14 protein-coding genes are annotated in these 12,884 nt (G+C 57.8%); 2 read left to right on the forward strand and 12 right to left on the reverse strand.

Going from position 1 to position 12,884, the window contains the following annotated elements; all coding sequences use genetic code 11:
- The coding region (locus VB144_14320) for a coenzyme F420-0:L-glutamate ligase (protein MEA4884803.1) at positions 1–341 on the forward strand (341 nt) is incomplete at its 5' end.
- Between the two features lie 85 nt (positions 342–426).
- Here VB144_14320 and VB144_14325 read toward each other — a convergent pair.
- A complete protein-coding gene (locus VB144_14325) occupies positions 427–1,356 on the reverse strand; it encodes a LysM domain-containing protein (GenBank protein MEA4884804.1) in 930 nt (309 codons plus the stop codon).
- Positions 1,357–1,488: 132 nt separating this feature from the next.
- Positions 1,489–1,944, reverse strand: a complete 456-nt coding sequence (locus VB144_14330; GenBank protein MEA4884805.1) for a hypothetical protein — start codon at positions 1,942–1,944, stop codon at positions 1,489–1,491.
- 135 nt (positions 1,945–2,079) lie between these two features.
- On the opposite strand from VB144_14330, the gene VB144_14335 reads away from it, so the two are divergent.
- Positions 2,080–2,838 (forward strand): histidinol-phosphatase HisJ family protein, encoded by a 759-nt coding sequence (locus VB144_14335; GenBank protein ID MEA4884806.1) that lies wholly within the window; start codon positions 2,080–2,082, stop codon positions 2,836–2,838.
- 242 nt (positions 2,839–3,080) lie between these two features.
- Here the strand turns inward: VB144_14335 and VB144_14340 are convergent, their stop codons facing one another.
- From VB144_14340 to VB144_14385, 10 genes are all read right to left on the reverse strand, one after another.
- Positions 3,081–3,908 carry a PIG-L family deacetylase gene (locus VB144_14340; protein MEA4884807.1) on the reverse strand — a complete coding sequence of 276 codons (828 nt, stop codon included), beginning with the start codon at positions 3,906–3,908 and terminating at the stop codon, positions 3,081–3,083.
- A 29-nt stretch (positions 3,909–3,937) separates the two neighbouring features.
- Positions 3,938–5,287 carry an MFS transporter gene (locus tag VB144_14345; GenBank protein ID MEA4884808.1) on the reverse strand — a complete coding sequence of 450 codons (1,350 nt, stop codon included), beginning with the start codon at positions 5,285–5,287 and terminating at the stop codon, positions 3,938–3,940.
- Positions 5,288–5,370: 83 nt separating this feature from the next.
- Positions 5,371–6,012: a hemolysin III family protein gene (locus tag VB144_14350; protein MEA4884809.1), complete on the reverse strand. Its 642-nt coding sequence runs from the start codon at positions 6,010–6,012 to the stop codon at positions 5,371–5,373.
- A gap of 178 nt (positions 6,013–6,190) precedes the next feature.
- The gene (locus tag VB144_14355) at positions 6,191–6,718 is read right to left on the reverse strand and encodes a ferritin (GenBank protein MEA4884810.1); all 528 of its coding nucleotides are present in this window, start codon (positions 6,716–6,718) and stop codon (positions 6,191–6,193) included.
- Positions 6,719–6,801: 83 nt separating this feature from the next.
- Positions 6,802–7,509 (reverse strand): ABC transporter ATP-binding protein, encoded by a 708-nt coding sequence (locus tag VB144_14360; GenBank protein ID MEA4884811.1) that lies wholly within the window; start codon positions 7,507–7,509, stop codon positions 6,802–6,804.
- Positions 7,502–8,278 (reverse strand): ABC transporter ATP-binding protein, encoded by a 777-nt coding sequence (locus tag VB144_14365; GenBank protein MEA4884812.1) that lies wholly within the window; start codon positions 8,276–8,278, stop codon positions 7,502–7,504. Before VB144_14365 ends, VB144_14360 begins: the two co-directional genes overlap by 8 nt.
- Positions 8,279–8,304: 26 nt before the next feature.
- Positions 8,305–9,198: a branched-chain amino acid ABC transporter permease gene (locus VB144_14370; GenBank protein MEA4884813.1), complete on the reverse strand. Its 894-nt coding sequence runs from the start codon at positions 9,196–9,198 to the stop codon at positions 8,305–8,307.
- A gap of 12 nt (positions 9,199–9,210) precedes the next feature.
- On the reverse strand, positions 9,211–10,089 hold the full coding sequence (locus VB144_14375) for a branched-chain amino acid ABC transporter permease (protein ID MEA4884814.1): 879 nt from the start codon (positions 10,087–10,089) through the stop codon (positions 9,211–9,213).
- 119 nt (positions 10,090–10,208) lie between these two features.
- Positions 10,209–11,363 (reverse strand): ABC transporter substrate-binding protein, encoded by a 1,155-nt coding sequence (locus tag VB144_14380; protein MEA4884815.1) that lies wholly within the window; start codon positions 11,361–11,363, stop codon positions 10,209–10,211.
- 276 nt (positions 11,364–11,639) lie between these two features.
- Positions 11,640–12,779 carry a GNAT family N-acetyltransferase gene (locus VB144_14385; GenBank protein MEA4884816.1) on the reverse strand — a complete coding sequence of 380 codons (1,140 nt, stop codon included), beginning with the start codon at positions 12,777–12,779 and terminating at the stop codon, positions 11,640–11,642.
- Positions 12,780–12,884 lie beyond the last annotated feature (105 nt).

The raw sequence follows: 12,884 nt of genomic DNA on the forward strand, positions 1-12,884 counted from the left end.
CTTACCGTGACCCATCTACAGTCATATACGAACTCGCCGACCCTCAACCTGCTCTAGGCCTCACTCCGGGCCTTCTGGGCCGGCGTCGGGAAGGACTCAAGTATAAGTACCTCGTAGATGAGATGTGGTATGAAGGGAGCAACATCCCTGATATCGAGAACGCCATTGAGGCCAAGAAGGCAGCGCCCATAGGCCAGAACAGCGCCGAGACGGAAGGCACCACCCCTAGGCGGATCGAGGATATCATAGCGAGCCTCGCCGATCTCGTGAGCGGCTCTGCTGACGCCGGCACCCCTGTGGTGCTCGTGAAGGGATTCCTAGGCGCGCCAATGAGGGGTTGATTGGTCAAATCGAAGGCCGACGCCCTGCCGGCGCCGGCCTTCAGTGCATATGCCTTACCTTCAGATGTCTTACGCTCAGAATCTACTACCTGCAGCTCGAAAACCAGCCAGTCAGAACCGGTCCTGGATACACATTCACTCTTCCACGTGAGAGAAGCGCTGCCGGTGCGCGTCGCGTTGCCGTTCCAGCCCATCTCCCGGCCACAGTCTCCACCATAGGCACAGCAAAGCTGGTCCCGTCCACATTGATGATGGCGCTGTAGGCAGCGCCTCCCATCGCGGCAGGCGCTGGCAGGTTCTCTGCCGCGACCGTGATCTCGGCATTGCCCATTGGGTCGATAGTCAGCCACAGCCTTCCCCCAGCATATGGCGCAGTAGTTCCCGCTACCGGCTGAAGAATGATCGAACAGGCCGTAGGCCTCGGAACAGGCGCCATCGCCCGTGGGACGCATATCGTCTGACCGATGCTAAGCCTGTTCGGGTCGATCCCAGGGTTGGCCCTGAGGATGGCCTGAACGGTCGTGCGGAACCGAGCTGCAATGCCGTACAGGGTATCTCCAGCTCGTATCACGTAAGGCATTCCGCCGGGGCACGTGCCTGGCGCAGGGGCTCCAGTGGGCGATGGTACGCATATGAGCTGCCCAACCTGTAGGCTATTCGGGTTTACCCCAGGGTTTGCTCGTCTGATGGCGTCAACACTCGTTCCGAAACGCTGTGCTATCCTGTACAGAGTGTCGCCGGATCGGATCACGTACGGAGTCAGCCCAGGAGGGCATGCCGCTGTCGGCGGCACTGGCGGCGTCACAGCCCCTCCCGCTGGGATACAGATCAGCTGACCCACTCGGAGTGCGTTCGGGTTGAGGCCAGGGTTGGCAGCGGTGATCGCCTCCACTGAAGTGCCGTAGCGGCGGGCCAGGGCGTACAGCGTGTCGCCGCTCCTGATCTCATACAGGAACCCACCCGGGCAAGGCGGCGCCTGGCGCGTGCGGGTCTCATCCTTATCCTCATCTGGCATGGTGCGATTCACTCCCCTAGTAGAGTCCACTGCACCATATGCGGCAGGCTGCCCACATGCCTACAGGACTTGCGCATACACGTGACCGCCGCCGATCCTACGCGGTTGGAGGATTGCCCTGAAGGAAGGATGCTATCTCCTCGCTTCTCGGCACTCTGCTGCCTCGAGGGCGCCTGATTCGCTCGCCATGAGTATCTGCTGACGCATCTCAGGCGGCAGGTCAATGTAGGCCGAATTCTCCCGCGAGGTATCGCAGTTCTCAACTATCAGCACCACCGAGTCGCGACCAAGCACGCACGTATGCCATACACCTCGTTTCACGTTGTAGGCAGTGAGCGGCGCCATATCGATGGTGTGAAGGACAGTCAGACCCTCCTGACCTTCCGAAACGAACAGGAGCGCATGCCCGCGCATGGTGATGAACACTTCATCGGTCTCATTGTGCCTCTCGGCAAGCCTCACATTTTCCGCCCTATTGTGCTCTGACGGGCAGATCGATGCCACTCGCCAGGTTCGGTAGTCGATGAGCGGAGCATAGTCCTCTACAAGGCAGCTATGGACCTCCATCAAGTTCGGATCAATGGTCAAAACACTCGCCTCCATGAAGCCATGATTGTCCTCTCATGTGATATACTTGATTCTGCCCACCGGCGCCGCAGTTCGCATTGCAGTTGGCAACGCACAAAGAGAGGTGCCTGAACTACGAGCCTATTTGACTGTCATATGCACTCCATACATTCGCCAGACTCCATGTCATCCCTTGACGACCTATGCGAAAACGCCATCCGTCGCGGCTTGAGCGGAGTGTGCTTCACCGATCACATTGATTTCGATCCCACCCAGGATGCCTTCGAGTATCGTGACCGCGATGCCTATTTGGCCGACGTTCAGCGGGTACGGAACGCATATGCCGGACAACTCATAGTCAAGACCGGCGCGGAGATCACATATCAGTCGGAGTACGCCTCAGATATCCGTCGATTCCTCGCCGCGTGTGGCTACGACTACATCTTGGGCTCAATTCATAACCTTCATCACGCGTTCGTTGCAAGCCCTGAGTACTTCGTTGGGAAGAGCGAGGATGAGGCATACTCACTATACTGGAGAGAGACAGCCTCAATGGTGGCAAGTGGCATGTTCAGGCGGATTGGGCACTTCGACTACATCAAGACAAGGCGGCCTGGGGCATACGGGCCATTTGAGCTCACGAGATGGCAGTCGGAGATCGTGAGCATCCTAAAGCAGGCGGTAAGTTCAGGCGCCACGCTGGAGGTAAACACCTCCGGCATAAGGAAAGGCCTTGGCGAACCCTACCCAAGCTGGGATATCCTCGGGCTGTATAGGGAGGTCGGAGGACTGTACGTGACGATGGGCTCCGACTCGCACGTTGCGTCCGGTGTAGGCAGGTACTTCGAGGAAGTCCACGCCGAGCTGAAAGCTATGGGACTCACGGTATGTGGCGAGGAAATATTCGAGCGATGACACATCAAGCGCTACTCCCGTACCAGGCGCCGGTGTATGGCGCAAAGCGGATCCCCCAGGCCACAGCGGCGCTGGTAGACGGGGTTGACTCCGCAATCAGCAGTCCGTAGTTAGCCTGTGTGCCGGCGCTGCTCTCTATAAGCTGACATAGTAATTCTGAGCATCCCAGGCGCAATCCCGCGCCCGCATTCATGGAATCTCCCACAACCTTTCATGCGGAGGGCGCTGGCGCTGGCGCCCGATCAGTACGCCTCAGCCTCCGGCATGGCATGAAGCATTATCGGCGGAAGCACTTTGAATGCTTCCGCCGTTTGAAATCCCCGTCCTTCAGCTAAGGACTGCGCCCTGGCTGCAAGGAAGGACGAGACCATCTCCCATTCGTAAGCAAACTGCGATGCGTGGGCGGCGACCGCTTTCATCTTCAGTTCCCAGGTATCGTCTGCATTCACCCACACATTTGGACGGGACGTACTGTGGAGAATCACCCATTCAGGCTGGCATGGCGCAGCGAGGACGAACCTTGAAGCGTCAGTGCCAGAGCATTCGCCGATGCCTCCGCAGTTGCCGCCGCTATGTTCAGCGCCGCACGCATCGCCGGCGCCGCCACCGCACCTGGGAAGTGCCGAAAACAGGCAGGCTTCAACCGCTGCGAGCCCTGTCCTAACGTGATCCGGGTGCCCCTCGTAGAGAAGCCACGGGTCTGGCGCCATAAGTGCTGCCGGACGCAGTTCGCGAATGAGCCGTACCAGCTGGTCCCTGAGGTCGCGCCCGCTCCAGCCGCCGCCATCGGGATAATCCAGCCATACGAAGCCGCTAACCCCAAGCATCCCGCCAGACTCCTGAGCTTCGCCGCGGCGTATAGAAGCTAGGGCCTCCCTGGACATTCGCATGTCGGTGCTGCCCATTCCCCCATCCGTTACGGTCACGTACGTAACGCGACAGCCCTTCTTCGCCACGCGTGCGATTGTCGCGCCTGCTCCCACCTCGTTATCGTCAGGGTGAGGCTGCACGCACAGGAGCGATGGAAGGGCATCAAGATCGGGAAGGGGCAAGAACTGCTTGAGATCCATGTGCAGGCTCATTCCTTCCCAATGCGTGGCTAGTTGCGTTCCCCACGGCGACTGGCCAGCTTCGCCAGCATGTCGACGCGCCTCTGGCCGTCGATCGGGTAGAAATAGAGTGCAGCCATGGCCAGAGCCAACGACACCATGGGCACCACAGTCATGAGAAACTTCAGACCAGCCACGACAGAGTCCGGCTGAGTAGCGAGGCTGGGATTGTAGCCGTGAGCGCCCATGACCGCGCTGAACGCGATGGCCTCCATAGAGACTCCGAAGCGCATTACGAAAGCGTTGGCCCCGAAATAGGAGCCTTCTCTCCGGACGCCGGTGGTGAGTTCATCCTCATCCACCACCTCAGCGATCAGCACATCGATGATGATCAGAAGACCGGCGAGGCCCAAGCCGATGAGAGAGGTAGTGATCATGCCGCCTATGAGAGTGCGCACGAATGAGAAGGGAATGAGAGCGACAGCGAAGACGATAATCGCCAGCATGGTAGTGCGCCGCGGGCCAATGCGATTTGTGACCCAGCTCCACACCCACACCATTGGGAGAGCGACGGCGAACATAGGCGCCAGCAGAAGTGTGTTCTGGGAATCAGATAGCCCCAGCACGTACTTCGCGAAGAACGGCAAGGTAGCGGGAGTAAGCACGAATACGAACTGAACGAACAGGCTCACCAGGACGAATGTGGCAAAGGACTTATTGACAAAGGTGGACCTCAGCGCCTCACCTATCTTCAATCCCTGCCGCTCGCTGAGTTCCGGTCGTTCCTTGGAGCCCAGCAGGCTCAGGAACATGATGAACATCGATAGAATGCCAAAGAAGAGCCCCATGCCTCCCCAGCCAAATGCGGCTCTCACCTGCGGCGCCAGAACCATCCCTATAACCATGCCCAGAATGCCCATGACCTGCCGAAGGGCGGAGACCGACGAACGTTGGGCCAGAGATGGGTACATCTCGGGGTAAAGCGCCGTCCAGTTGAGGATGACCACCGTGAACAGCCCGTCGAATAGGAAGGCGATGGCAAGGAAATAGGCGAACAGCCTCGTCGGAACGGCCAGGGCGAATGCCGGGACTGCCCACACGAAGACGAATACCGCACAGAGAGGCAGTGTCCCGAAGAGAATGAAAGGAATCCGTCGCCCCCAGCGCGTCCGCGTGTTATCAGACCATTGGCCTGCTAGAGGGTCGTTGATGGCATTCCATATGCCATAGATCGTCATGCCCACCCCATACAGCGCCAGCGGCATCTTGAGGATATCCACGTAGTAGAGCTGGACCCAGGTAGTGAACGACTGACCTAGGAGCGCCGCAGTGAACGACCCAAGGCTGTATAGCAGGGCGCCGCTGGGATTTCCATAGTACTTGCCTATCTGCCCTCTCACAAAACCACCTCCACCGGTATCAATCTGACACGAGTTTCGACAGCGTGGATCGTTCACACTCGCCGGCAGTCAGGATCGCACGTCTACGCCAGCAGGTAGATGAGATAAAAGTGGCTTAGGCTGCCCAGCAGTATGAAAATGTGAAAGATCTCGTGAAACCCGAGCCATCCAGGGATCAGATTCGGTTTCTTGAGGCCATATATCACCGCGCCTATGGAGTAGAAGACACCGCCTATGAAGAGCCACGATACCGTTCTCCAACCGACCGCGCGGACAAGAGGCATGACGACGAATACCGCAACCCATCCCATAAGCAGATATACAGCGGTATACGCCCATCGCGGAGCGTTCAGGTAGAATACCTTGAAGAACACGCCTCCTATGGCCAACGCCCAGACGATGGCGAACAACGCCCAGCCAACGGGGCCACGCAGGGCCACAAGGCAGATAGGTGTGTATGTCCCAGCTATCAGCACGAAGATCATGATGTGATCCAGTTTCCTGAGCACAACCTGCGCGCGATCAGACACCTTCAGCAGATGGTACACTGCACTCGCCGAGTAGAGCAGTATCAGGCTCCCGCCGAAAATAGAGAAGGACACGATCTCCCATAGGTCCCGTTTGGCAATGGCGATGCGCAACAGGACGACGAGCCCTGCCACGGACAGCAGGGCGCCGAACAGGTGACTGAACCCGCTTGCCGGGTCCTTCAGCCTGGCGCTCAATAGATTATCCCCTTTCGCCCCAATACAGCTGAAGCCAAATTCAAACGTGTATTCGTGGCCTTCAGGGATTACTCCTTCAGAACCTGCTAAACAGGGGAACGCGGAAATGGAAAGCCCCCGAGGGAAGATCCCCGGGGGTGTGACTCATCCAAGGCTATGGGCGTCAGAAAGCCGTGGTCTAGGGCTGCGCCTGGGTCGAGAGCGGCGCAGGCATCACAAACACCCTGGCCGCAAGCTCTGCGTCGAGCATGAGGAGAGCGTGGGGATTATCCCCTATGAGCTTAAGCTTGTCGACTAGCCCTTGGAAGTTATCTTCCTCCTCCACCTGCTCATCCACGAACCACTGAAGGAAACTCACCGTGGAGTGCTCTCTTTCTTCCTTTGCGATGTCCATCAGAGTGTAGATACGGCCTGTCACGAACTTCTCGTGGGCCAGAGCCCTCTCAAACACATCGAGAATGCTCCTAAAGTCGGCATCTGGCTTGCCGATTGCCTCTAGGTCAACAGCTGCGTTCTTTCGATGCATGAACTCGAAGAAGATCCTGGCATGGGCCATCTCCTCTTGCGTTTGCACCTTCAGCCAGTTGGCGAAGCCATTCAGGCTCTTCCCAAGGAAGTAGGTCTCCATGGACGCGTAGAGATAGGCCGAGTACAGCTCGTAGTTTATCTGCTGGTTCAGCTCTCCCTGGAGTCTCTCACTGAGCATCAGCGCGCCTCCTCTCTTTTGTCATCAGTTTACACCATACTGGCCTGATACTCCAGGGGGGTTCCGTCACAAAGCGGAAACGCCTACCGCTTCACTCCGAGGTACGACTCCTGGATCTTGGGGTCCATCGCAAGCTCACGTGCGGGCCCGGATTTCGTGATCCGCCCCTGCTCCAACACGTAAGCGCGGTCTGCAGTGGCCAGCGCCTTGTTGGCATTCTGCTCCACAAGGAGAAGGGTCTTGCCTGTCTTCCTGATGTTCTCGACCACCTCGTAGATAGTCTCCACCAGTATGGGAGCAAGCCCCAATGAAGGCTCGTCCAGCAGGACTAGCTCAGGGTCGCTCATCAGGCCCCTCCCCATAGTGAGCATCTGCTGTTCGCCCCCTGAGAGAGTGCCGGCCATCTGCCGATGGCGCTCGCGGAGCCGCGGAAACAGCTGGTACACTCGGTCCAAATCCTCCTGAATGCCCACAGGATCCCGGCGCAGGTAAGCCCCGAGCATAAGATTATCCTTCACGGAAAGGTTAGAAAACACCAGCCTGCCCTCGGGAACCTGGCTGATCCCCCGCTTCACCACAAGGTGCGGCGCGGAGCAGAGCGGGGCGCCCTTGAATGAGATCGTGCCTTCCCTGCGCTTCACGATTCCCGAGATCGCATTGAGGAGAGTGGACTTCCCGGCGCCGTTCGCGCCGATTATGGTCACGATCTCGCCCTTGTTTACGGATATCGCAACACCTCTGAGGGCGTGGATTCCCCCGTAGTACACATGGAGATTATCCACCTCAAGCATCGGCCCGCACCCCCTTGCCGAGGTAAGCCTCGATAACATCGGGATCGTTCTGGATAGCTGCAGGAGGGCCTTCGGTTAGCTTCCTTCCGAAGTTGAGGACGACGATGCTCTCGCAGATGCCCATTATCAGGTCCATGCGATGCTCGATCACCAGCACCGTGCAGTGGAATCTGCTCCTGACCGCGCAGATGAGCTCCATCAGCTGGCCGGTCTCGTCCGGGTTCATGCCCGCGGCAGGCTCATCGAGAAGCAGAAGGCGCGGCTTCACGGCGAGGGCCCTTGCGATCTCAAGCCGCCGCTGCAGGCCGTATGGCAGGCTTGAGGCTCGGTTGTCGCGCCATTCGGAAAGGCCCATCACGTTGATGAGGTCAAGGGCGTTGCGACGCAACCGTTCCTCCTCCGCCCTGTACCTACGTGACCGGAAAGTAGCATCGATGATGCCGTAACCTGAGTCGCCGTGGCAAGCGGTAAGAACATTGTCGTACACTGAGAGCCTCTTGAACAGCCTGATATTCTGAAACGTGCGAGTGATTCCCATGTTCGCAATCACGTGGGGGTCGAGATTGTGAATGGGCTTGCCGTCGAATATGACCTCCCCGCCTGACACCCTATATATGCCGGTGATGAGGTTGAACACAGTCGTCTTTCCCGCGCCGTTGGGCCCGATCAGCCCCGATATCGCGCCCTCCTCAACAGAGAAGCTGACGTTTTCCACAGCCGTGAGGCCCCCGAAGGCTTTCGTGAGGCCGCGTGTTTCAAGTATGCCCATGCCATCCCCTCCCATCCTCCGGCCCCCTAGGCCTCATTTGCTTTCTTGTGCCCGAGGCCAAGGCGGAGCAGCATGCGACGGAACAGCCTGCGGATGCCCGCAATCGTGATCTCGCGGCCTCCCATCAACCCCTCAGGCCTGCTTATCATTATGAATATCACCGCTGCGCCGTAAACAACAAGCCGCCAGAGGGAGAACGCCCGCAGCAACTCCGGAAGCGCCGTGAGCAAGAGCGCGCCAAGCACACTCCCGGAGATGCTGCCCATGCCTCCGAATATGACAATGATAGTCAGCTCTGTAGACTTCGTCATTCCGAACATCTTCGGCTGCAGGAATCCGGTGTAGTACGCAACGAGACCGCCGGCGACCCCTGCGTATACAGCGCTCACAAACAGGGAGATCATCTTGTTCCTGAAGGTATCGATTCCGATGGTCTTGGCGGCAAGCTCCTCCTCGCGAATGGCGATCATGTTCCGTCCATATCGAGAGTTGATGAGCCGCACCATGAAAAGCACCGCGACGGCGCTCACTATAATCACGTTGGTGAGATTGGTGTTGAGGGGTATCCCAGCCCAACCACGCGCCCCGCCAAATAGTTGCACGTTATCGAGGATCAAACGTATCGCCTCTCCAAATCCTAGGGTGGCGATGCAGAAGTAGTCGCCCTTGAGCCTCAGAGTAAGCTTGCCTATAGGCAGGCTCACCAAGCCCGCGAACAGCCCGCCAAGGAGAAGCGCGATGCCGAATGGAAGCCCAAGTCGAGTCCCAAAATAGGCGGCGGCGTAGCCGCCTAGGGCCATGAACCCTGCATGGCCGAACGAGAAGAGCCCCGTGAAGCCAGTGAGGAGCGACAGCCCCAAGACAGCCACCAGGTTGATCCCCGAGAGCAGCAGGATGCCCTTAATGTAGAACCAGTCCACGGCCATCAACTCCTACGCCTTTTCCTCAGTCGGCTTCCCCATCAGGCCTATGGGACGGAAAACGAGAATGGCTATGAGCAGACTGAACGAGATCAAGTCGCGGAATTGGGATGAGAAATAGCCCGATATCAGGGTCTCGATCACCCCAAGAAGTACAGATCCGACTACCGCCCCAGGCAGGCTTCCCAGGCCCCCGAACACCGCTGCGATAAACGATTTGATGGTTATTGCTCCTATCTGGGGGTACACCGTGTACTTCATCCCGAACAGAACACCTGCAATCCCAGCAAGGAACCCGCCGATGGCGAAGACGAGGGTCACGATAACGTCGGTGTTGATGCCCATCAGCGCACTCGCTCGGGCACTGAAGGCAGTAGCCTGAATCGCTTTCCCGATTTTGGTTGAATCGATGAGGTACACCAGGAGCACAAGACAGACGGCAGCAGTGATGAAGATCATCGCATCCAGCCGCCCGATGTAGAGCGGGCCCAAGTGAAATGGTTCCCTTGAGAGCACGAGCGGGTAGGTCTTGAAGGTGGGACCGATCGTGGCCACCACGAAATTCTCTATGAACATGGACGCGCCCATTGCTGAGATTATGAAGTAGAGGAACGGGGCGCTCCGCATCCTGAGGGGCCTGTACGCGACTCGCTCCACGAGAACCGCAATGACTGCTGAGCAGATGGCGGCCCCAGCGAGGGCCAGAGGGAAAGGCCACTTGAAGAGGGTCAACAGGTAGAATCCGAAATACGCGCCGAGCATGATCACGCCGCCATGGGCGAAGTTGCTGAAGCTCATGATGCTGTAAACCAGTGAATATCCCACGGCCATCAGGGCATATACACTGCCGATCGATAACCCATTAATCATCTGCTGCAGAAACTGGGCCATCGGCATCCCCCTTCACGGTAACTGAGCGCGCGCTCGCTGTAGGAGGCATGGGCGGCGGGCATCACAGCGCGCCTCGCCGCCCCACTCCGCAGAATACCAGCTACTTCGCAGAAGACCGGCTACCTCGGTGCGTACTTCTGCTGGAATACGTACTTGCCATCAACGATCTTGATGATGGCAGCTTCCTTGCCCTCTGGGTTATGGGTGGCCTTGTTGATCCGTATCGTTCCGGTGATGCCCTGGATATTGGTGGTCTCCAGAGCGTCCTTGATAGCCACGGGGTCGAAGCTCCCCGCCCTCTTCACTGCGTCTACGAACATGAGGAACGCATCATATGCGAGGAATCCGTTTAGCTCCACCGCCCTCTTGTACTTGGCGGTGTACCTATCTTTGAACTCCTTCACATCGGGGTCATCGAAGTCGAGGTGGTTCACGAGGTAGCAGTTGTTCACGGCATCCTTGGCCATCTCAATCAGGATCTCCGACGGCCAACCGTCCCCGCCCATCAGTGTGCACTTGATGCCAAGCTCTCGAGCTTGGTTCGCCGACAGCGCCACTTCCTTGAAGAAGTACGGCATAAATATAATCTCGGGGTTCGACGCCTTTATCTTCGATAGCTGCGCCCGGAAATCCGTGTCTCCGCCCTTGAAGGCCTCCCTGGCGACGATCTTGCCTCCCTTGTCGGTGAAGGTCTTGATAAAGAACTCGGTGAGGCCCTGAGAATAGTCGTCAGCCACGTCATAGAGAACGGCGGCCTTCCGGCATTTGAGGACATCGAAGGCGTACCCGGCTGCAACCGCGCCCTGATAGGGATCGATGAAGCACACTCTGAAGTTGAACGGCTTCACCTTGCCATCCACAACTGTGACCTTGGGGTTCGTGGCAACAGTCGCGATGTCCGGCACCTTCATCTGTTCGAGCACCGAGGCGATGGGAATCGCGTGGCCGCTGGCGTTGGGCCCGATGATGGTGACTACCTTGTCCTGGCTGGTAAGGCGCCTCACGACGTTCACGGCCTCCATCGCGTCACCACGGTGATCATAGCCAACAACCTCGACCTTCGCTCCTAGCAGCCCGCCTGCCGCATTTAGCTCCTCCGCAAGCATTTTCACAGTGTTGAACTCGCACTGGCCCCATATAGCCTGATCGCCGGTGAGCGATCCGACCCAGCCGAGCTTCACGACCTTGTCGGCGGCACGGACAGAGGACATCAGGACGAGACAGAACGCGACACACAGGCACACCACAGCAGCTCTTCTGATCCTGGTCAACATCGCATTTCCTCCTTCATGTGCAGGGCCATCCTGGTTTCCGCAGGGCGTTGGGCGTTCAACAGATGACGTGAAGTCCTCAATAGCTCGTTCTGAGCGAATTCCCGGCCACCACCTCCCAAGAAAAGCATTTGCGACACAGCGTCGATGTGGGAAAGTGCAGGCATAGCACAGTGACTACTTTCCACCAATGATCTGGTCTGCCTTCATCCAGTTTTCGACGTCTATTTGCATATCCCTCTACACAAACTGTATAAAACCTACATCTAACGTGATCCTCTAGAACCGATCTGACGGATGCAGGTGGGGGTATCCCATTGGAAATATGGCGTTAAGCAGCGCCTCTCCTTGACCTCCCGTTCCAGCGCCGGCAAGCCTGATTCTGGCCTCGTGCAGCACGTCGTCCACACTTCTGAATCCCATAACCAACGCCAACAGCTGGCCCTGGTCGATCTTGAGTTCCCAATCAGCGTGGAGAGCGTCCACCGGCGCGGGACCCAATTGGAGGTTCGCTCCATCGACCAGCAAATCCAGATCTCCGATATCGGTCGAGATCCGTAACACTCCCGACATCGCCGGGAGCGGGAGGCGCCCAGCGCCCGCCAGGCGCGCGTTCAGCTCAGGGAGGAGCTTCTCGAAGGTGGCGCGCAGGTTGATGATTCGCCCCATACCGTCTCGGCAGTTGGGAAAGGCAATGTGAGACGTGCACCCATATCTTCGTGCAAAGCCCGCGAAAGCGTGGTCCGGAGGCGCCAAGAACGCCACGCTGGCAGCTCTCCTTCTCACTGCCATGTCCGCGAAATACTTTATGAACGTCGAATAGACATCGCCTCCAGCGCCTACAACCTCGGTTACGTTCACGTGGTCTGGAACATCGTCGTAAGCAGCGTATCCAACTACCTTGCCGCCTGACTTGGCCACCACGGCCGCGCTGGGAATATCCCAGTCGCTTCCGAGCCGAAAGACAGTCCATGTAGACAATTGCCTCACAAGGCTCCCAGTGCGCCTGGAGTTGTCGCTGTTGTACATACCGATGATGGCGGGTACATCGTCAGGGCTCATCGAAAGCACTTCGCAATACGTCATGGCCTGCTCCCCGCCTCCAGTGGGGATTTCAATTCTGTAATCCCCTATCACGGATGTATAGCCGAACCTATCGTAGAAGTATGGGATGCCAAACAGTATGGACACATCAAACCCCATGCTTCCCATGAGCCGAATTGACTCGGAAAGTAGTTCCCTCGCATGCCCGTGCCTTCGAAACGAAGGCTTTGTCACGACATTCCCGATTCCACCAATCCTAACTACAGCCGAACCTACCCTCATCTCGCGCCGGTGTATGATGAGCCTTGTGATCTCCTTTCCATCTACAACGTCCCTAACTAGAGTGTCGCGACCCCTGGTGCTCGTACGTATCACTGTAATGGCCTCCATGATGCAGGTCTTCCCGCACGCTTCTTCTTGTCGCATGTTGATTAAGTACTAACTAGGCACATTCCTCCTGCTGTTTGCCAATAACGTCCA

The sequence above is a fragment of the Clostridia bacterium genome (assembly GCA_034926675.1).
Lineage (GTDB): Bacteria > Bacillota > DTU025 > DTU025 > DTU025 > JAYFQW01.